Raw genomic sequence first — 18,823 nt, 5'->3', positions numbered from 1 at the left:
GTCTGAAATCTTCCGAAGGTATCCAATGCCGCAATCCGATCCGAGCCCCGCGCTATCCCAAGCACTCTCCCGGCTCGACCAACTGACCAATTGGGAGCGCAAGCCGCGTGGGGAGATGCGCGTCGGTCTTGAGCCCATGCTCGATCTGATGCAGCGGCTGGGCAATCCCCATCGGAGCTTTCGCGCCATCCATGTCGCAGGCACCAAGGGCAAGGGGTCGGTCTCGGCGCTCCTCGAAGCGGGATTGCTGCGGGCCGGCTGGCGCGTCGGTCGCTACGCATCACCGCATGTCGACCGGGTGAACGAGCGCATCAGTGTTCTGGGCCAGGAGGTCGGAGATGATGTCCTGGCCAGCGCGATCATGCGCGTTCTCGATGGCTATGAAAGCGCGAAGCAGGCAGCGACAGCTGGCGAAGATGCCACCTGGTTCGATGTGATAACGGCCGCCGCCTTCGTCGTGTTCAGAGATGCGGGCTTGAACTGGGTCGTTGTCGAGGTCGGCCTTGGTGGCAGGCTGGATTCGACGAATGTGGTTTTCGGCGAAGTTGCCATCGTTACCAATATCGGGCTCGAGCACACGGAAATCCTTGGGATCACGCGCGAGGCGATCGCGGGCGAGAAGGTCGGCATATTGAAACCGGGCGCGACGCTTGCCACCACGCTTGCTATCGACGATGCCGCGGGAAAGGTCTTGCAGCAGCGTGCCGATGAGCTTGGCTGCCAGGTCCTGCGAACCGATCTTCCCGAAGATGCGACGATTGCTGAGACGAATATCTCGCTGGTCGGACTTGTGTTCGATCATCTGGGACGACAAGGCGAGAGCGTGCAGACGGCGAGCGAAAAGGTGCAGCCGGTCGGCGCGTGGCTGCTCGAACCGGCCGTTATCGACAAGGCGCGGCTGCCGGGGCGGATGGAGCGTTTCGACCTTGCCCTACCATCCACGCTGCGCAGCGGACGACAGAGCTTGCCCGTCATCATGGATGGTGCGCATGTGCCGTTCAACATCGAGGCTGTCCTTCGCGATATCACGCGCTCGTCCAGCGTCAGCGGCGATTGCGTTGCCGTCGTCGCACTTGCATCCGACAAGGATGCTCGCGGCTTCTTGAATGTGCTCTCGCGATATGTGGCCCATGCCGTCTTTACGGAGGCGTCCGGATCGGGTCGAGCCCATGCGGCGACGGAGCTGGAGGCATTGGCGATCTCGATGGGTATGGCCTGCGAAGCCGAGCCCAACCCGCAGAAAGCGCTTCATCATGCAGTCGCGAAAGCTGCGGAGAGGGGCGGCTGGATCCTGGTGACGGGCTCGCTCTATCTTGTCGGCGCTCTGCGCGGCACTGTCCAGGGAGTGTAGGGTGACGATGGAAATTACGATCAGGCCTGCTCTTGCCGACGATGTCACCGAGATGGCGAGGCTGCATCGCGCGATCTGGTGCGACACCTATCGCAATCTGGTGTCTGCAGAAATCTATGAGGCTCTCGACGAGGATTTCCGTCGTCTGCGATGGGCGGATATACTCGCAAATCCCCGTACGGATCAGCGCGTACTTCTGGCTGAGCAAGACGGGCGGCTTGTCGGCATCGGCGCGATCAACGCGCCGTCCGATGCCGTGTTCGAGGGGCGAGGCGAGATTAAGTCGCTCTATATCGATGCTTCCATCAAACGCCAGGGACTTGGCCGCCGTCTGATGCGAGAATTGGCGCGAGAATTTTTATCCATGGGCTATTCGGGCGCTGCGCTTGGCGTCGTCGTCGGCAATGAACCGGCGATCGCCTTCTATCGTGCGCTCGGAGGGCAATTGATCGGCCGGTACACGGATCCGGGTCCGGTCTGGCGCTCCGACAATTTCATTTTCGCGTGGGACGACCTGTCCGTTCTGATCTGATTATCCCATGCAAGCCGATGAACGGCGATTTACCCGGCTGCGACCCTCTTGCGTGGCGCGAAGGTCATCGCCATGACGCCTGCTACGACACAGACAAGACCTATGGCTGCGGTCGGAGATAGAGGTTCGCCAAGGAAGATGACGCCAATCCCGACGCCGATCGGGACGCGCAGATAGGCTTGCGCCGTCGTGCCGACCGAACCGAGGGTCTGGATGAGCCGGAAATAGATGCTGAAGGCAAGCGCGGTAGAGACGACCGACAGGCCGAGCAGTGCCAGGATCGAGGCTGTCGACGGCGCAATTTGCCAGGGATGTTCGACAATCAGGCTGGCGGGAATAAGAAGGGCCGCGCCGCATAGCAGCGAGCCGGCGGCCGGCATCATCGGGTCGAGCCCCTTGAAATTACGGCCGAACAATGCGGCACAGGCATAGCAGATGGATGCAGCGACAACGGAAAGCTGCGGCAGCAATTGGCGGCCCATACCATGCAGCGCATCGAGGCCGATGATCAGGCAGATACCAGCCATGCCAGCAATCACGCCGAACAGCTTGCGGCCCGTCAGCGGTTCGCTGCGCAGCAGGAAAGCGGCAATCAGGAAGGCGAAAATCGGTGTCGTGGAATTCAATATGGTCGCAAGGCCGGCATCGACGGTCTGTTCCGCCCAGGCAATTAACGTGAAGGGGATGGCGCTGTTGAGGCAGGATTGAATGAGGAAGCGCTTCCAGGTGGCGGCGTCACGCGGCAGGTTCAGACCACGCCAACGAATGATTGCAAGCAGGACAAGGCCGGCGATCAAGGTGCGGGCCGCGATCAGCGTGATCGGCGGAATGGTTGCTACTCCGACGCGGATGAAGGTATAGGAGGCGCCCCAGCAGGTCGCGAGAGCAAGCAGAAGCAGAAGTTCCGTCGTTATATTGGTTTTTGCAGACGCCATGATTTGTCACTCTTTATGCGGTTCGGATGTGACCGTCTTTAGAGCGAAAAGAACGAGGAATGCTTCGGTCCACGCCGAACTATTGAGCCGATGGTTCGTCTGCCTCAGTCGCGAAGCCGAAGTTCGTCGGTCTGCATCTGCATCGATCCCAGGGTTTCGAGAAAGCTCATGCCGAGCAGGCTCTGGTCCAGCTTGCCCGCTTCGGCCACGCTCGCTTCGACATCTTTGCGCTTGATCGGCCCGATGGCGACGGAGCCGAGCTCAACTGGGGCTGCCATGGCGCGACCGTTGGCCGTCAGCACGCTCATGGAATAGGTGAGGTTTTCCGGGATGATGCCGACACGCTCGGCGTCTTCCTGTGACAGCGCAATCGTGCTGGCACCGGTGTCGATCAGCATGTCGATCGGCTGGCCATTGATCAAGACCTGGGCCTCGAAATGTCCGTTCGAACGCTTGTGAAGAATGACCTCCTGGCCGCCTTCGCTTGTCGTGACGACAACGGCATGGCCGGGCATCAGACCGGCGAAGACACGATTTCCGACCTGTTCCGCATCGCGGCGATAGATATAGGCGGTCGCGAGCGCCATGATGATGACCAGCCAGATCAGGAGATTGCGGACAGACTGGCTGACGGTATGGCGGCTTGCCCAGACGGCGGCGCTCATCATCAGGGCAATCGGCAGAAGATAGACGATGCGAGCGAAATCGTCATTGCGCATGCCGAAAGTGGTGCCGGTATTGCTGTTGAAGACGAGCAGAGCAAGGCCGATGCCGAGAATGGCGAGAACGATGTTCAGGCGGTTCATACGGCACTGCGCTCCCGTGCCATCCTTTGGCGGCGGGTTTCCCTGCGCGGCTTGCGCTCGATCTGCGTCAGGCGTTCCGGAAGCGCTTCCATGATCTCACGGCGTTCGTCGTCGCTATAGTTCATCCAGGCGCCGATTTCGGCCGATGTGCGGCCGCAACCGAAGCAATAGCCGGTCGTTTGATCGATGGAGCAGACAAGGATGCAAGGTGTCAGCATGAGATCATATATCGAGGCTTCAAACGCACATGGCAAGGGTACAGAGGGAGACGATCTCGCAAATCTGCTGCGTTGCGCCGATCGTGTCGCCGGTGTGACCTGACAGTCTTTGCCGCATGTATCCGGTGGTGAAAAATGTTGTTGCGCAGGTCGCAAGAAGGCAGGCAACGAGCGCGGGAACACCAAGCGCAGGTCCGATGAGGAGCACCGCGAGGCTAAGTGCGGCAATCAATGCCAGCTGCATGGCATCGCCATCCGGCTTGCCCGCCGAAGCCGCTATTCCATCCGGTTTGGCGGGCGGCAGGGCATACCAGTGCCATACCATCGCACTGCGGCTCAAGGCGGCGCTTGCGAGTAAGGCGATAGCGGATTCCGAAGGTGGAAGATGGCGGGCGAGAGCGGCAAGAGCCGCAGCGCGCAGTCCGAAGGACAGGATCAGCGCCGCCGCGCCATAGGTGCCGATGCGGCTGTCCTTCATGATCTCGAGTGCGCGTTCGCGGTCCTTGCCGCCTCCAACTCCGTCGGCGGTATCGCTGAGCCCGTCCTCATGAAGAGCGCCTGTCGTAATCGTCTGCACGGTGAGCGCCAGCAGAGCCGCCATCAACGGATCGGCATTGACGGCAAGCAGTGTCGCGAAGGTCAAGGCTGCAGGCAGGACGACCAGCAGACCGGCAACGGGGAACGTGCGGGAAACGCGCGCAAGCCTGCCGTCATGGCCTTCGAAGAACGACGCCGGCACGGGAATACGGCTCAAGAAAGCGACCGCGCGCGCGATATCGCGCATATATTCCCGCATTTCTTCCTCTCCTCGCCATGCGCGCGACAGCATCGGGCGCTTTTGGAGTTGTTCGCGCCGATTCCGAAGACTAATAGAGTTGCACGCAAAGAACCCGATTTGAGACCAAAAGACAAGGAACGCATTCATGAGCGTCAGCGGCCTCCCATTCGACGATTTCCGCGCATTGCTGCGCGACCTTCCGGGGCCGGATGCCCGGGCACTCGTGGCAGCGCGCGAGCGTGATGCGCAACTCACCAAGCCGCCGGGCGCGCTTGGAAGACTGGAGGAAATCGCCTTCTGGCTGGCCGCCTGGACCGGTCGTGCGCCGGCCGTGACCCGGCCGCTGGTGGCGATCTTTGCCGGTAATCACGGCGTCACCAAGCAGGGAATTACGCCGTTTCCGCCTTCCGTAACCCAGCAGATGGTGGAAAATTTCGCAGCCGGCGGAGCCGCGATCAACCAGATCTGCGTTGCCTACGATCTCGGCCTCAAGGTGTTCGACCTAGCCCTCGATTTCCCGACGGGCGACATCACCGAAGAACCGGCATTGAGCGAGCGCGACTGTGCCGCGACCATGGCCTTCGGCATGGAAGCGATTGCCGGCGGTACGGATCTGCTCTGTATCGGCGAAATGGGCATCGGCAATACCACGATCGCCGCGGCCATTCATTACGCGCTCTATGGCGGCAAGGCGGAGGACTGGGTTGGCCCGGGCACCGGCTCGGAAGGTGAGATGCTGAAGCGCAAGATCGCTGCCGTCGAAAAGGCGGTGGCGCTGCATCGCGATCATCTCAACGATCCGCTGGAAATTCTGCGCCGCCTTGGCGGCCGCGAGATCGCTGCGATGGCCGGCGCCATTCTCGCCGCACGCATGGAACGTATCCCCGTCATCATCGACGGTTATGTCGCGACGGCTGCCGCTTCCATTCTCAAGGCCGCCAATCCCTCTGCGCTCGATCACTGCCTGATCGGTCACGTCTCGGCGGAGCCGGGACATCTGCGCTCCATCGAGAAGCTTGGAAAGACGCCGCTTCTGGCGCTCGGCATGCGGCTCGGCGAAGGCACGGGGGCGGCGCTGGCCGCCGGCATCGTCAAGGCCGCGGCCGCCTGCCATTCGGGCATGGCGACATTCGAGAGTGCCGGCGTGACGAACAAGCACTGAGAATCGCGGCGGCGAGGCGTTGAAATAGACGTTTCGCCGCTAAATTTCCTGTAGACGATCTGTTTTCGTCATAAATCTGTAATGAATTTTGGGTGGGCGGAACGCGCTGCCTTGCTTCGCTCACGGTGAGGCGGTATTCGCAAAGCATCCAGATGCAACCGGGACAATACGGGCGGAGCGCGAATGGCTGAGTTTTCAAAATCAGCGGTCAACAAGGAGACCGGGATTCGGCACTTTTTCGCCGCTGCCGGCTATTCCTGGGGTGGTTTTCAGCGGCTGCTGCAGGAATCGGCCTTCCGGCAGGAACTCCTTTTTGCGGCTGTTTCCTTGATCCTGTTGATCGCCGTCGGTGCGACCATCGGCGAAATCGTCATCGCCATGGTACTCTTTTTGGGGGTTTTCGCGATCGAGGCCATGAATACGGCGGTGGAAGAGGTCATCGACCGGATATCGCCGGAGATTTCCAATGTCGGCAAGCATGCCAAGGATCTCGGCTCGTTTGCGGTTCTGTGCATGCTGGTCGCTTCCGGTATCTACCTGCTTTATATCATCGGCGGCCACCTGCTTTTCCGCTAGAGATCAGCACCCGAGCTTCGTTTAAGCAAAGCTCTTCTTGCGCCGCTCGACAAGCGGGGCGTCTTCGATTGCCGGTAGGCTTTGCAGCACGCGCTTGGCTGGCAGGATGGCGATGACTTCGGTGCCTTCCCGCAGCTTGGATTTCAGCACGAACTGACCATCATGCTTGGCAAGAATGGCTTGCACGATCGGCAGACCGAGGCCCGTGCCCTGCTCGGCGCTCTTGATGGCGATCGAGCCCTGCCCGAAGGCGGAAAGCACGACGGGTATCTCTTCTTCGGGAATGCCCGGTCCGTTGTCCTTGATCGCCACATATTCCCCGCCGCCGGCCGTCCAGCCGACCTTGACGGCAATCTCGCCGCCCTGCGGCGTGAATTTCACTGCGTTCGACAGCAGATTGAGGATCACCTGGCGCAACGATTTCTCATCGGCCCAGACCGAGGGTAGCAGCGCTTCGAATTGCGACGAGATCGAAATGTTCTTGGCGCGTGCGCGCAACTGCACCATGCCAATGCAATCCTCGGCAATATCGAGGAGCGAAATCGCTTCCTCGTTCAATTCGTATTTGCCGGCCTCGATGCGCGAGAGGTCGAGGATTTCATTGATCAGATTGAGCAGATGCTGTCCCGAGCGATGGATGTCGGTCGTGTATTCGCGATAGGTCGGGTTGTTCAATGGCCCCATGACTTCCGCTGACATGACTTCGGAAAAGCCGAGGATGGCGTTCAGGGGCGTTCTGAGCTCGTGCGACATGGAGGCGAGGAAGCGCGATTTGGCAAGATTTGCTTCCTCGGCACGCCGGCGAGCCTCGTCCGACATGGATTTTGCGACTTCCAGCTCTGCGATCAGGTCGTCCTTCTCCGACTGGAAGGAAAGGATCTTGAGGTTTGACTGATACATGCGGATGGTGATGAAGGTGAAGAATACGACGGCCACGGAGATGACGGCGGTCAGCGCGATGTCCGATGGCCTTCGTGTAAGGATGGCGGTCACGACCAGCGCGACGGTGACCGGCGCAAAGGAAAAGGGCACAGCACGCGGCAGCATGAAACTGGACATCGCCGTGATGCCGATCGCGACCAGCAGGGTAGTGCCCTTATAGAGTGCGAAACTGTCGCCGCCGCAGGTGGAACAGCCCTGCAAGGCAAAGATCGCCCAGCAGAGACCCGTCAGCAATTGTCCGAGCAGAAAGATCTGCCGCCATTTCCTGGCGCCTTCCGCCGAGATTTCCTGCTTCCGTGCCTTGCGGCCAAGCAGCATGTTGATGGCATGTGCCGTCAGGATCGGGATAGTCCAGAAGAAGATCTGCGCGTCCCGCGTCAGGTAGACGCCAAGCACGGCAACGATGACGGCAAAAATCGGAACGACCGCGGCGCCCTGCAGCAGCGTGTCGATATGCATGAGCATCATTTCGCGGTCGAAATTGCGGCTGTGGCCGTTCTGCAGGCGCTCGCGCGTCTGCCGCACGGCCTTCGACACAGCCCGGTTGCGGTGACTGCGCGATCGGTCGACGATATTCTTATCTGTCGATGTGCTGACGCCGGTGCTCATGGTTACATTGAAACTTGGCCTGCCTGAGACTACAGACTAGCGTCCAATCCTTAAGAAGATACTGCGCTGAAATGATTTGTTTGCCATCTTCGCCAAGGATTTGTTGTTAAAGGAGGCAAGAACGTGATGCGGTCAGGCCGCCTGTTTCGTGACGGCGTGGCCACTTTCGCTCTGCTCGCCATCATTGCGTTGCTCGCGTTGAAAATGAACAATCGACCGGAAATCGTTCAAAACGGCAGCTTTTATGTCATCGATGGCGACACGCTTTCCGCCAACGGCGAGCGTTTGAGGCTGAAAGGTATCGATGCTCCCGAATATCGGCAGCGCTGCCAACGCAACGGAGCGGATTGGGCCTGCGGCGAGGAAGCACGCGAGGCGCTCGCCACAATGATTAAAACGGGAGCGCCCGAATGCCGGGGGCGGGAGAGGGATCGCTATGGTCGCCTGCTGGTGACATGCGTCGCCGGCGATCTCGATATCAATGCCGCGATGGTGCGCAACGGCATGGCGGTTTCCTATGGTGCCTATGCGAGCGAGGAACGGATCGCACGGCAGGCGAAAGCCGGACTTTGGGCCGGTGAATTCGAGAAACCTGGCGACTATCGGCGCGAGGAGCGTATGGCTGATGGCAATGACTATGATCCGATTGCGGGATTGTTCAGCTATTTGCACCGACTTGTCGGATGGAGCGCGCCGTGAAACAGGAGAGCGAATTGCAGATCCTGCGTTCAGCGATTGCGGCCTGCCGTCTCTGTCGGGACGCACCGGCCAGGGGCGAGGCGGATCGCCTGCCGCATGAGCCGCGTCCGGTTGCGACACTATCGTCCACAGCACGGATACTCATCGCAGGGCAGGCGCCAGGATTGCGCGTCCACGAGAGCGGTCTACCCTTCAACGATGCTTCGGGTGACCGTTTGCGTCAGTGGCTCGCTGTGGATCGCGAGAGTTTCTACAATCCGGACCATTTCGCCATAATGGGCATGGGCTTCTGCTTTCCGGGCTATGACAAGGCGGGAAGCGATCTGCCGCCGCGCAAGGAGTGCGCGCCTTTGTGGCGGCAGCGGGCGATGGATGCGATGCCGCAGATCGAATTGATCCTGACCATCGGTCAATATGCGCAGGCTTGGCATCTCGGCACGGAGCGCATGGGTTCGATGACCGAGACGGTCGCGCAGTGGCGGCGTTACCTTCTCAACAACCGGTCGCCGTCTGTCCTGCCGTTGCCACATCCGAGCTGGCGCAACAGCGGCTGGCTGAAACGGAATCCGTGGTTCGAGACCGAGTTGCTTCCGGTATTACAACAACGTGTGAAAAGCCTGCTTCCTTGAGAAAAAGTTTCTTTTCTCCCGCTAAAAATAAGCTATAGAGAGAATATAATTCGAAGGGATGCTTAAATGGACCGTCTTGACCGCAAAATCCTGCGCCTGCTGCAGGAGGATTCCACTCTGGCCGTGGCCGACCTCGCAAAGAAGGTCGGGCTGTCGACGACGCCATGCTGGCGCCGTATCCAGAAGATGGAAGAGGATGGCGTTATTCGCCGCCGCGTTGCGCTGCTCGATCCCGAAAAGGTCAACACGAAGGTCACGGTTTTCGTGTCCATCCGCACCAACAGCCACTCCATCGAATGGCTGAAGCGCTTTTCCGAAGTGATCGCCGATTTTCCGGAAGTGGTGGAATTCTATCGTATGAGCGGCGATGTCGACTATCTGCTGCGCGTCGTCGTGCCTGACATCGCCGCCTATGACGCCTTCTACAAGCGCATGATCGCCAAGATCGAAATCCGCGACGTCTCCTCCGCCTTTGCGATGGAACAGATCAAGTATTCGACGGAATTGCCGTTGGATTACATGCTGCTGGAGAATGCAAAGTCCAACGAGGACTGAGCAGCATTTTTTGCAGGGCGCTCAGCCGAAATCGATTTCGGCTGAGCGCTTTTTGTTTTTAATTCCGATCCAGGCGCGCGAGCAGCGACGAGGTATCCCAGCGATTGCCTCCCATTGTCTGGACATCACCATAAAACTGGTCGACGAGGGCCGTAAGCGGCAGTTTGGCCTTATTGCGGCGGGCCTCCTCGAGCACGATGCCGAGATCCTTGCGCATCCAGTCAACCGCAAAGCCGAAATCATATTTGCCTGAAGTCATGGTCTTGTGGCGGTTCTCCATCTGCCACGAACCGGCGGCGCCCTTGGAAATGACCTCCACCACCTTTTCGATATCGAGCCCGGCCTGCTTGCCGAAATGGATGCCTTCGGCCAGGCCCTGAACGATGCCCGCGATGCAGATCTGATTGATCATCTTGGTCAACTGACCTGCGCCGACAGGCCCCATGAGACCGACCATGCGGGCATAGGCACCGATGACGGGACGAGCCTTTTCGAAGACGGCTTCGTCACCGCCGCACATGACGGTCAAAACACCATTCTCGGCGCCGGCCTGGCCGCCGGAGACGGGAGCATCGATGAAGTCGACGCCCTTTTCCTTGGCGGCCGCGTAAAGCTCGCGAGCGACTTCGGCGCTTGCCGTGGTATTGTCGATGAGGACGGAACCGGCTTTCATGGTGGAAATGACACCGTTTTCACCCGTCGTCACCGAGCGCAGGTCGTCGTCATTGCCGACACAGGTGAAGACGAAGTCAGCGCCTTCGGCGGCTTCAGCCGGAGTAGGGGCAAACTTGCCCTCAAATTGTCTGGCCCATGCCTCGGCCTTGGCAACGGTCCGGTTATAGACGGTGACGTCATGCCCGCCCTTGACCTTCAAATGCCCGGCCATGGGATAGCCCATGACGCCCATGCCGATGAACGAGACCTTTGCCATTTCATAACTCCCTGACCGAATTTGTTTCGAAGGCTTAGCGGAAAGGCCAGGAGGACGGAAGACCGATTTCTCGGGTAACTTGTCACCATGGCATATGATTTGAAATCTGATTTCTAGTTTTTTCGTTTATTGGAATACAATTTCGTCTTTGGTGGGAATCTTCATAATATCCTTTGTCGATATAATCTATGGATTTGCGATCTTTAAGCCATCGACAACGAGCCGATGGCTGCGGAAGCGCCGGGGCCTTATGAAAAGGGATCTTCGATGATTTCGCGCAGACAGACACTCGGCCTTCTCGGCGCCACGGCAGCAGCCTTGGCATTGCCTTCTCTCCGCCCGGCAAGGGCGGCCGCCGCGAGGACGCTTCGCATCGGCTGGCAGAAGAATGGCGTGTTGGCCTTGGCAAAGCGTCAAGGGGCGTTGGAAAAGCGCCTTTCCGATCGCGGCATATCCGTCGAATGGTCGGAGTTCACGTCCGGTCCGCCTTTGCTTGAAGCGCTTGGCGCAGGCGCTCTCGATTTCGGCGCCACGGGCGATGTGCCGCCGCTCTTCGCACAGGCGGCCAACGGCAATTTGCTCTATGTCGGCCTTTATACCGGCAGCCCCGAAGGCTCCGCCATTCTCGTGCGCAAGGATTCGCCGATCCAGACGCTTGCCGATCTCAAGGGAAAGAAGGTTGCCTTCAAGCGTGGCTCCAGCGCTCACAATGTCACCGTCAAGGCTTTGCGCAAGGGTGGTCTGACGATCAAAGATATCCAGCCGCTCGATCTCGCGCCTCCGGATGCGTCCGCCGCCTTCAAGACCGGCGCCATCGATGCATGGTCCATCTGGGATCCCTATCTCGCAATTGCAGAGGCCGATCCGGATACACGCATCCTGACGACGGCGCGTGGGATTGTCGATTCCTTCAGCTATTTCCTGGCGAATGGCGATTTCACCAAGAGCAATCCGCAGGTCATCGTCGATGTCATCGATGAACTGGCCAAGGTGGGGGCGGCGGCGCAATCGAATCTGGACGGCACCGTTAAAGCCCTCTCCGAAATCACCGGCGTTCCTGCCGGGGTGACGCGGGTGACGCTGACGCGTCCGGGTGCAAATCTGGGGAGTGCCTCGACCATTACGGACGCGGCGATCGCCTATCAGCAGGGGCTGGCTGACGAGTTCTATAATCTTGGGATCGTTCCCAAGAAGCTCAACGTGACCGACATCGTCTGGCGGCCGAAGGCAAGCTGAGGCTGATAACCGCTTGCAGATATCGCCTGCGCCTCCAAACACTACGGGCGCGGGCTCTGCCGGCAAAAATTTTTCGTCAAATACCAGCGATTAGAAAATCCATATTGTCGATATAATCGATGGCGTATGTCACTATCCATGCTGGACATCGGGAAGTGGCTCCCGACCGCGCGCACCCAGAAGGCAGGAAAATCTCATGACCGCGACTGCAAAACCCATCGATTTCCTCTGGTTCATTCCGACCTCCGGCGACGGCACCTATCTCGGCACGGCCGATCTCAACCGCGGACCGGAGATCGGCTATCTCCAGCAGATCGCACAGGCTGTCGACAGGCTTGGCTATACCGGCGTATTGCTGCCGACGGGGGTCTCCTGCGAAGAGTCCTTCGTGACGGCCGCGGCGCTTTCGGCGCATACGCAGAAGCTGAAGTTCCTGGTTGCGATCCGTCCCGGTACGGCATCTCCTGCCTATTATGCACGCCTTGCCTCGACGCTCGATCGCGTCTCCAACGGCCGCGTGCTGCTCAACATCGTCGTTGGCGGCAGCCCGGCGGAGCTCGCCGGTGACGGCATCCACCTGGAACATGACGAGCGCTACGCCCATGCCGATGAATTCTTCCATGTCTGGGAGGAGCTTCTGGAAACCGGGTCGTCCACCTTCGAGGGCAAATATATCAAGGCGACCAACGCACGTCTCGGCCTGCCGCCCGTGCAATCGCCGCGGCCGCCACTTTATTTCGGCGGTTCCTCGGATGCCGGCATCGAATTCTCCGTCGGCCGCGTCGACAAGTACCTGACCTGGGGCGAACCGCCGGCGCAGGTGGCCGAAAAGATCGAGAAGGTGCGGGCCGCCGCCGCCAAGCGCGGGCGCGAGGTGAGCTTCGGTATCCGCCTTCACTTCATCGTCCGCGAAACGGATGAGGAGGCATGGGCTGCGGCCGATAAGCTGATTTCCAAGCTGGACGACGAGACGATCCGCGAGGCGCAGGAGCAGTTCGTCACGCAATCCGACTCCGTCGGGCAGAAGCGCATGGCGGCCCTGCATGGCGGCCGGCGCGACAAGCTCGAAGTGTCGCCGAACCTCTGGGCCGGCGTCGGCCTGGTGCGCGCCGGTGCCGGTACGGCACTTGTTGGGTCGCCGAAGACTGTGGCTGCAAGGCTGCGGGAATATCAGGAGCTCGGCATCGAAACCGTGATCGGCTCCGGCTATCCGCATCTGGAAGAAGCCTATCGTGTGGCGGAGCTTCTGTTCCCGGAGCTTGGCCTGAATCAGGAACAGCAGCGCGCCGGATTCCGCAACGAATTCGGTGCCAAGCAGATCTTCGCGGGCGGCAGCCACGGTGGCAATCTGAAGGTTGTTTCCGGCTCGTAACGCCACCTTTGAAGGGAGATTCCCATGTCGGCATTCGACACATCCTTCGTACGCGTAGGCTCGGAACGCCGCACGCGCCCGGCCAAGGCCGCGCGGCAATCAATCTCGATCCAGAGATTTCTGCCCTTCCTGTTGCCGGTCGTCGTGATCGCGGCCTGGCAGCTCGGCTCGTCGCTTGGATGGATCTCCACCCGCATCATGCCGTCGCCGGCGGCAGTCGTGGTCGCCTTCTGGCAGACCACGATCTCCGGGGAATTACCGAACAACATTCTCGTCAGCGCCGGCCGCGCTTTCGCCGGCCTATTGGTCGGCGGGTCGATCGGCTTTCTGCTCGGCATTGCCAACGGCGTATCGCGGCACTCGGAGCAATTGACCGATACGACGCTGCAGATGCTGCGCACCATCCCGCATCTCGCCATGGTGCCCCTCGTCATCCTCTGGTTCGGGATCGGCGAGGAATCGAAGCTTTTCCTGACGGCGCTCGGCGTGCTGTTCCCGATCTACCTCAACACCTATCACGGCGTGCGCAATGTCGATCGCGGGCTGATCGAGATGGGACGGGTCTATGGTATGAGCAGCTGGACGTTGTTCCGGAAGGTCATCTTCCCAGGCGCGCTTCCGTCCATTCTCGTCGGTCTGCGCTTTGCCCTCGGCATCATGTGGCTGACGTTGATTGTGGCTGAATCGATCGCGGCATCATCGGGCATCGGCTACATGGCCAACAATGCCCGCGAGTTCGGCATGACCGATGTCGTCGTTCTGACGCTGGTGATCTACGCCATCCTCGGCAAGCTCGCCGATGTCGTTGCGCGGGCGATCGAGCGCAGGGCTTTGCGCTGGAATCCGGCCTATCAGAATTGAGGAGCCTGCCATGAGCGTCAACACACTCGATCGCCCACAGGCGGAAATCAAAAATGTGGCTTCGCAGGCTGCGGGAGCTGCGGCCATTCATATCAAAGGATTGGAGAAGAGTTTCGGCAACAACCGTGTTCTGCGCGGCATCGATCTCGATATTCCGGCTGGGCAGTTCGTCGCTGTCATCGGCAAGAGCGGCTGCGGCAAGAGCACGCTGCTGCGCATCCTGATGGGTCTGGAAGAGCCGAGTGCCGGCCATATGCGCTTCGAGGCCGCCGACGGCATCGACGCGCAACCGAATACGCGCATCGTCTTTCAGGAGCCGCGCCTGCTGCCCTGGTTTTCCGTCGCTGACAATGTTGCCGTCGGCCTGGGGGAGGGCGTGCCGCAAGACGTATCGAAGAAGGAAACGGCTTCGGTTCTCTCCGAGGTCCAGCTTGCCGAGAAGGCCGGCGAATGGCCGTCCAGCCTTTCCGGCGGACAGAAGCAGCGCGTGGCACTTGCCCGCGCGCTCGTCAGCAAACCCGGCGTGCTTGCGCTCGACGAGCCGCTCGGCGCGCTGGATGCCCTGACCCGCATCAGCATGCAGGAATTGCTGAATCGCGTGTGGCGCGAACTCGGCTTTACCGCGGTGCTCGTGACGCATGACGTCAGCGAGGCGGTGCATCTGGCCGACCGCGTCGTCGTCCTGGACGAGGGCAGGATCGTGCTCGATCTCGCCGTTCCCTATCCGCATCCGCGCCGCCACGGCAATCCGGCCCTGGCAGAGCTCGAAGGGCAGCTGCTGGCGGCGATCCTCGGCGACGCACGGGGTTAGAGCTTTTCCGCTTTTTCTGGAATTGCTCTAGTTCGGCCTGTTATCGTCTCCCTCGACATAAAGCCTGAGATTGTCGAAGCCGATTTCCGTGCCCATCAGCCGCGAGCCGTTGTCGCTGTAACCGTCGAGGAACACGACCTGTTCGGTAAAGGTCACCTTCGTGCCGCCGGGTTCCGGGGCAAAGTTGACCGTTGCCAGCGAAACGGAAATTCTGACGTCGTCGAGCATCATGTCGAAGGCATAGATGAAGCGCTCGTTGTGGACGACGTCGATATAGCGCGCTTGATAGGCATGCACGACGCCATCCGTCGAGGCGGTCCGATTGCTTTCGCTGCCGCCGGTGCGGAAATCGAGCTGGAATTCCAGCTGCTTCCACTCGCCGTGACAGGCAAACCATTGTTTCTTCTGCTCCGGTATTGCCCAGGCGTTGAAGACACGCGACAGCGGCGCCTTGAAGTGGCGCTCTATGGTGATGGTCGTATGCTCTGTCGATCGTTCGCTCATTCGTCCGTCGTCTCCGTCGATGTGTGTGCGAGAAATATGTCGAGTCGATCGAAAGCCTTGTTCCAGGATGCCTTGCGTTCGGCAATCCATCGTTCGATGGAGGCAAGCGCCTCCTTGCGAAGATGATAAGTGCGCACCCGGCCAGCTTTTTCCGATAGCACCAGGCCGCTTGCTTCCAGTACCTGCAAATGTTTCATCACGGTCGGCAGCGCCATGCCCAGAGGTTGCGCCAGTTCCGTGACGGATGCAGATCCATGTCCGAGCCGGTCGATCATGCCGCGCCGGCTTGGATCGGAAAGAGCCTGGAACATGCGGTCGAGTGCCTGCGGTTCCTCAAGCATTCGGCTTTTCCGGCCGGAATTGTACCGGCAATTTCTCGCTGTAGGGATAGAAATGGAAGTAGGGCATGGCTTCCTGGAGGACGCGGGCGAAGGACGGTCGCTCGAGGAGACGTCGATAATACGCCTTCAGCCGGCTATGCTCTTCGGCGAAGGGAACGACGGTTTCGGCGTAGAACAAAGCCGGGGCAGCGGCGCAATCGGCCATGGTGAGGCTGTCGCCGCTGATCCAGATCTTCCCATCGAGCTGCTTCTCGATCATTCCGTAGGCAGTGCGTAGCAGTGCCTGGGCTTCGGACACGCCCTGCGGGCTCCGGTCCTTCTCAGTGCGGCGCACGTCCGCGACGATCCTCTGCATCGGGTCCTGAACATAGAGATCGAAGAAACGATCCCAAAGCCGGACGCACAAGGCATCCGACGGATCCGCCGGCAGGAGCGGGGTTGGCCCAGGATAATGCCGATCCAGATATTCGATGATGATGCTGGTTTCGGGTACTGTGCTGTCGAGGGCTTCGTCGCGAAGCACCGGAAATTTTGCGAGCGGCCAGAGACGCACCAGTGAGGCGCGGGATTCCTCATTGCCTAGATCGATGATGCGGCTTTCGAAGGGCGTTCCGTTTTCATAGAGCGCCATCAGCACCTTGTGGCAGAATGAGGCGAGGGGATGCTGGTAGAGAATAAGGGACATGCAACGAGCCTTCCGAGATCAAAGCCGATACTTATCTAAATGGATAAGTATCAGCTCAGCGGGCGCGAAGCAACAGAATAGTTACCCAAATGGATAACTATTCTGCGTCGCTCGCCTCAATCGGCAATCAGGCGTGCGATAACCAGATGGCCCGGTGTCGGCTGCCCGTCTTCCATGCGGACATTGATATCGGTGATTTCGACGAGTTCGAAGCCGGTCGCGGCCAACCGTTCGCGCACATAGGCTTCGGAATGGGCGAAACGCTGGTGTGGGCCGACCATATAGGGGCGTCCGGCCATGGTCGCTTCCGCCAGGGTCTCGGAGGAGAAGATGAAGAGACCGCCTGGCGTCATGTTTTCCGCGGCACCGAAGAAGAGAGGCTCCAGTGCGCCGAGATAGGGCAGTACATCCGTTGCCGTGATCAGATCGAAGGCGTCTTCATCATTATCATCAAGGAAATCCTCGACCTCGGCGACGAAGAGCGTTTCGTAGATATCCTTTTCATGGGCGACTTCGACCATGTTCTCGGAAATGTCGATGCCGGTAATATCCTCGACGATATCGCGCAGCGTGCCGCCCGTAAGACCCGTGCCGCAGCCAAGGTCGAGCATGCGCTTGAAGGGGCCCAGGCCGAGCGCCTGCAGGCGCTGGCGAACGAGGACCGGCACGTGATAGCCGAGCTGTTCCACCAGCACGTCTTCGAAGACTTCCGCATGCTGGTCGAATAGGGTCTCGACATAGGCGTCCGGGGCCTTCACCGGCGTCTCGCCGCGCCCCATGGATGCAATGCGCACCGCCGCGCCGCCGTGATCTTCCGGGTCGAGCGCCAGCACTTTCTCATAGGCCTTTACGGCAGCGTCGATATCGCCCGCCTTTTCCAGCGCCAAGGCCTGGTTATAGGCTTCCGCCAGCGCATCTTCGTCGATCTTCTTCTTTGCCATGATTGCCGGCCCTTCCTTTTGTCAGGCAGGCATTAAGGCGCTTGATCGGCTTTTGCAATGCTTGCCGCGCAGGCGCAGAATATGACCTTCGGCGAAGGCGACTTGGGGGGACGCTATCCGAACAGAAGAACAAGGGAGGAAAATCATGGATAATGAACTCACCACACCAAACCCGACGAGCAGCCCGGCGGGACGCGGCTGTCCCTCCATGCCGTCGACATCGGCCGAAGTCACCAACACGGTGACCCACTATTACCGGGGTGAATTGGGGAGGATGACAAGCTGGCGCGATCGCATCGACCGGACATCGAATTGGGCGATCACGGTGGTTGCGGCATTACTGTCCGTATCGCTTTCGACGCCGACGTCGCATCATGGCGTTTTGCTGTTCGGAATGATGCTGATCACGCTGCTGTTGCTGATCGAGGCGCGGCGATATCGGTTCTTCGATGTCTATCGCTCGCGTGTGCGGCAATTGGAGCGGCACTACTTCGCGCAAATTCTGGCGCCACAAACGGAGCTCAATCCCGATTGGGCGCTGTCGGTCGCCGCCAGCCTGCGTTCGCCGCGGCTGCTGCTCAGCTATGTCGAGGCAGCGCAGCGGCGCTTGCAGCGCAATTACTGCTGGATGTATGCGATCCTGCTCCTGGCGTGGATCCTGAAGATTTCGACGCCCAGGCTACAGACGGAGGGCCTGGCGCAGGAGCAGCCGCATTCATGGAGCTATATCACCGACAATGCGGCGCTCGGACCGATCCCTGGCTGGATCGTCCTCATCCTCGTCGCGGTCTTTTATGCCTTCGTCCTTTACGGCACGCTCCATCGCGGCTCGCATGACGGAGATTTCATCCATGGCGAGGCGCATGTCTGATGGCAGTACGGTCGATCGCGAGGCCGCCCACGCAATCCGGCTGCCTTAGTGCAGGATGAATTCTCCTTTCATCGCACGCCATTCGGTTGCCGAAATCAGCTTGCGATGGACATAGCGCACGGAGTGCAACGGCCCATCCAGCGTTTCCTGCCAGAATTTCAGGAAGCCGCGCATTTCCGGGAAGTTCGGGGCGAGATCATAATCCTGCCAAATATAGGTCTGCAGGAATTGCGGATGATCGGGCAGGCGGTAGAAGATCTGCGCCGTCGTCAACCCATAACCCTGCAACTGCTTTTGCATGTCGTTATGCATGAGCTTTCTCTTTCCGTTCCCATTCTTGTTCGTGACTCATGGTCACTCAAATATGGAAACAACAGATGGTAAACTCAAGCTTTACAAAAATGTCATGATGGAAATTTATTCACAGAAATCAATGCATTAGCAGCGACTGCATGGGAGTGCTGCCAAGGCTGCGGCT

Annotated in this window: 23 protein-coding genes; 12 read left to right on the top strand and 11 right to left on the bottom strand. The window is 59.8% G+C overall.

Annotated elements, in window-relative coordinates:
- Window positions 1-25: 25 nt before the first annotated feature.
- Together PH552_RS27025 and PH552_RS27020 are read left to right on the top strand one after the other, a co-directional pair.
- On the top strand, window positions 26-1,351 hold the full coding sequence (locus PH552_RS27025; protein WP_112344016.1) for a bifunctional folylpolyglutamate synthase/dihydrofolate synthase: 1,326 nt from the start codon (window positions 26-28) through the stop codon (window positions 1,349-1,351).
- A gap of 7 nt (window positions 1,352-1,358) precedes the next feature.
- Complete coding sequence (locus tag PH552_RS27020; protein WP_112344067.1) at window positions 1,359-1,883, top strand: GNAT family N-acetyltransferase; 525 nt, start codon at window positions 1,359-1,361, stop codon at window positions 1,881-1,883.
- A gap of 29 nt (window positions 1,884-1,912) precedes the next feature.
- Here PH552_RS27020 and PH552_RS27015 read toward each other — a convergent pair whose 3' ends face one another.
- The 4 genes from PH552_RS27015 to PH552_RS27000 all read right to left on the bottom strand — a co-directional run bounded on the left by PH552_RS27015 (window position 1,913) and on the right by PH552_RS27000 (window position 4,638).
- A complete protein-coding gene (locus tag PH552_RS27015; protein ID WP_112344017.1) occupies window positions 1,913-2,818 on the bottom strand; it encodes a DMT family transporter in 906 nt (301 codons plus the stop codon).
- 104 nt (window positions 2,819-2,922) lie between these two features.
- Window positions 2,923-3,624: a retropepsin-like aspartic protease family protein gene (locus PH552_RS27010; RefSeq protein WP_112344018.1), complete on the bottom strand. Its 702-nt coding sequence runs from the start codon at window positions 3,622-3,624 to the stop codon at window positions 2,923-2,925.
- The gene (locus tag PH552_RS27005) at window positions 3,621-3,842 is read right to left on the bottom strand and encodes a DUF1289 domain-containing protein (RefSeq protein ID WP_112344019.1); all 222 of its coding nucleotides are present in this window, start codon (window positions 3,840-3,842) and stop codon (window positions 3,621-3,623) included. The genes PH552_RS27010 and PH552_RS27005 overlap by 4 nt, the downstream gene beginning before the upstream one ends.
- Before the next feature lie 19 nt (window positions 3,843-3,861).
- Entirely contained in the window at window positions 3,862-4,638 is a 777-nt protein-coding gene (locus PH552_RS27000; protein WP_112344020.1) for an adenosylcobinamide-GDP ribazoletransferase, read from the bottom strand.
- 127 nt (window positions 4,639-4,765) lie between these two features.
- Here PH552_RS27000 and cobT point away from each other — a divergent pair, with 127 nt between their 5' ends.
- Both cobT and PH552_RS26990 read left to right on the top strand, forming a co-directional pair.
- The gene (cobT, locus tag PH552_RS26995; RefSeq protein ID WP_095435100.1) at window positions 4,766-5,782 is read left to right on the top strand and encodes a nicotinate-nucleotide--dimethylbenzimidazole phosphoribosyltransferase; all 1,017 of its coding nucleotides are present in this window, start codon (window positions 4,766-4,768) and stop codon (window positions 5,780-5,782) included.
- A gap of 183 nt (window positions 5,783-5,965) precedes the next feature.
- Window positions 5,966-6,358 (top strand): diacylglycerol kinase, encoded by a 393-nt coding sequence (locus tag PH552_RS26990; protein WP_112344021.1) that lies wholly within the window; start codon window positions 5,966-5,968, stop codon window positions 6,356-6,358.
- Between the two features lie 21 nt (window positions 6,359-6,379).
- On the opposite strand, the gene PH552_RS26985 is transcribed toward PH552_RS26990, so the two are convergent.
- Window positions 6,380-7,909 carry a sensor histidine kinase gene (locus PH552_RS26985; protein WP_285166415.1) on the bottom strand — a complete coding sequence of 510 codons (1,530 nt, stop codon included), beginning with the start codon at window positions 7,907-7,909 and terminating at the stop codon, window positions 6,380-6,382.
- 123 nt (window positions 7,910-8,032) lie between these two features.
- Between PH552_RS26985 and PH552_RS26980 the strand changes: the two genes are divergently transcribed.
- From PH552_RS26980 to PH552_RS26970, 3 genes are all read left to right on the top strand, one after another.
- Window positions 8,033-8,608 carry a thermonuclease family protein gene (locus PH552_RS26980; protein WP_112344023.1) on the top strand — a complete coding sequence of 192 codons (576 nt, stop codon included), beginning with the start codon at window positions 8,033-8,035 and terminating at the stop codon, window positions 8,606-8,608.
- The gene (locus PH552_RS26975) at window positions 8,605-9,237 is read left to right on the top strand and encodes a uracil-DNA glycosylase family protein (protein WP_112344068.1); all 633 of its coding nucleotides are present in this window, start codon (window positions 8,605-8,607) and stop codon (window positions 9,235-9,237) included. Before PH552_RS26980 ends, PH552_RS26975 begins: the two co-directional genes overlap by 4 nt.
- Window positions 9,238-9,303: 66 nt before the next feature.
- Complete coding sequence (locus PH552_RS26970; RefSeq protein ID WP_069613098.1) at window positions 9,304-9,792, top strand: Lrp/AsnC family transcriptional regulator; 489 nt, start codon at window positions 9,304-9,306, stop codon at window positions 9,790-9,792.
- A 58-nt stretch (window positions 9,793-9,850) separates the two neighbouring features.
- Here PH552_RS26970 and PH552_RS26965 read toward each other — a convergent pair whose 3' ends face one another.
- Entirely contained in the window at window positions 9,851-10,744 is an 894-nt protein-coding gene (locus tag PH552_RS26965; RefSeq protein WP_348628025.1) for an NAD(P)-dependent oxidoreductase, read from the bottom strand.
- A gap of 246 nt (window positions 10,745-10,990) precedes the next feature.
- Here PH552_RS26965 and PH552_RS26960 point away from each other — a divergent pair, with 246 nt between their 5' ends.
- The 4 genes from PH552_RS26960 (at window position 10,991) to PH552_RS26945 (ending at window position 15,003) form a co-directional block, all read left to right on the top strand.
- Entirely contained in the window at window positions 10,991-11,959 is a 969-nt protein-coding gene (locus tag PH552_RS26960; protein ID WP_112344025.1) for a sulfonate ABC transporter substrate-binding protein, read from the top strand.
- Between the two features lie 196 nt (window positions 11,960-12,155).
- Window positions 12,156-13,331 (top strand): FMNH2-dependent alkanesulfonate monooxygenase, encoded by a 1,176-nt coding sequence (gene ssuD, locus PH552_RS26955; RefSeq protein ID WP_112344026.1) that lies wholly within the window; start codon window positions 12,156-12,158, stop codon window positions 13,329-13,331.
- Between the two features lie 24 nt (window positions 13,332-13,355).
- Window positions 13,356-14,192 carry an aliphatic sulfonate ABC transporter permease SsuC gene (gene ssuC, locus PH552_RS26950; protein ID WP_112344027.1) on the top strand — a complete coding sequence of 279 codons (837 nt, stop codon included), beginning with the start codon at window positions 13,356-13,358 and terminating at the stop codon, window positions 14,190-14,192.
- A gap of 10 nt (window positions 14,193-14,202) precedes the next feature.
- A complete protein-coding gene (locus PH552_RS26945; protein ID WP_112344028.1) occupies window positions 14,203-15,003 on the top strand; it encodes an ATP-binding cassette domain-containing protein in 801 nt (266 codons plus the stop codon).
- A gap of 27 nt (window positions 15,004-15,030) precedes the next feature.
- Here the strand turns inward: PH552_RS26945 and PH552_RS26940 are convergent, their stop codons facing one another.
- The 4 genes from PH552_RS26940 to PH552_RS26925 form a co-directional block, all read right to left on the bottom strand.
- Complete coding sequence (locus PH552_RS26940; protein WP_112344029.1) at window positions 15,031-15,507, bottom strand: SRPBCC family protein; 477 nt, start codon at window positions 15,505-15,507, stop codon at window positions 15,031-15,033.
- Window positions 15,504-15,848, bottom strand: a complete 345-nt coding sequence (locus PH552_RS26935; RefSeq protein WP_112344030.1) for an ArsR/SmtB family transcription factor — start codon at window positions 15,846-15,848, stop codon at window positions 15,504-15,506. Before PH552_RS26935 ends, PH552_RS26940 begins: the two co-directional genes overlap by 4 nt.
- Window positions 15,841-16,533 carry a glutathione S-transferase family protein gene (locus PH552_RS26930; RefSeq protein WP_112344031.1) on the bottom strand — a complete coding sequence of 231 codons (693 nt, stop codon included), beginning with the start codon at window positions 16,531-16,533 and terminating at the stop codon, window positions 15,841-15,843. The genes PH552_RS26935 and PH552_RS26930 overlap by 8 nt, the downstream gene beginning before the upstream one ends.
- A 116-nt stretch (window positions 16,534-16,649) precedes the next feature.
- The gene (locus PH552_RS26925; protein ID WP_112344032.1) at window positions 16,650-17,474 is read right to left on the bottom strand and encodes a methyltransferase domain-containing protein; all 825 of its coding nucleotides are present in this window, start codon (window positions 17,472-17,474) and stop codon (window positions 16,650-16,652) included.
- 145 nt (window positions 17,475-17,619) lie between these two features.
- Between PH552_RS26925 and PH552_RS26920 the strand changes: the two genes are divergently transcribed.
- The gene (locus tag PH552_RS26920) at window positions 17,620-18,345 is read left to right on the top strand and encodes a DUF2270 domain-containing protein (protein WP_112344033.1); all 726 of its coding nucleotides are present in this window, start codon (window positions 17,620-17,622) and stop codon (window positions 18,343-18,345) included.
- Between the two features lie 45 nt (window positions 18,346-18,390).
- On the opposite strand, the gene PH552_RS26915 is transcribed toward PH552_RS26920, so the two are convergent.
- Entirely contained in the window at window positions 18,391-18,657 is a 267-nt protein-coding gene (locus tag PH552_RS26915; protein ID WP_112344034.1) for an usg protein, read from the bottom strand.
- Window positions 18,658-18,823: the final 166 nt, after the last annotated feature.

This window comes from Rhizobium aureum, assembly GCF_030182495.1.
Taxonomy (GTDB): Bacteria; Pseudomonadota; Alphaproteobacteria; order Rhizobiales; family Rhizobiaceae; genus Rhizobium; species Rhizobium tropici_C.
This window is presented reverse-complemented; position numbering and strand designations above follow the sequence as displayed.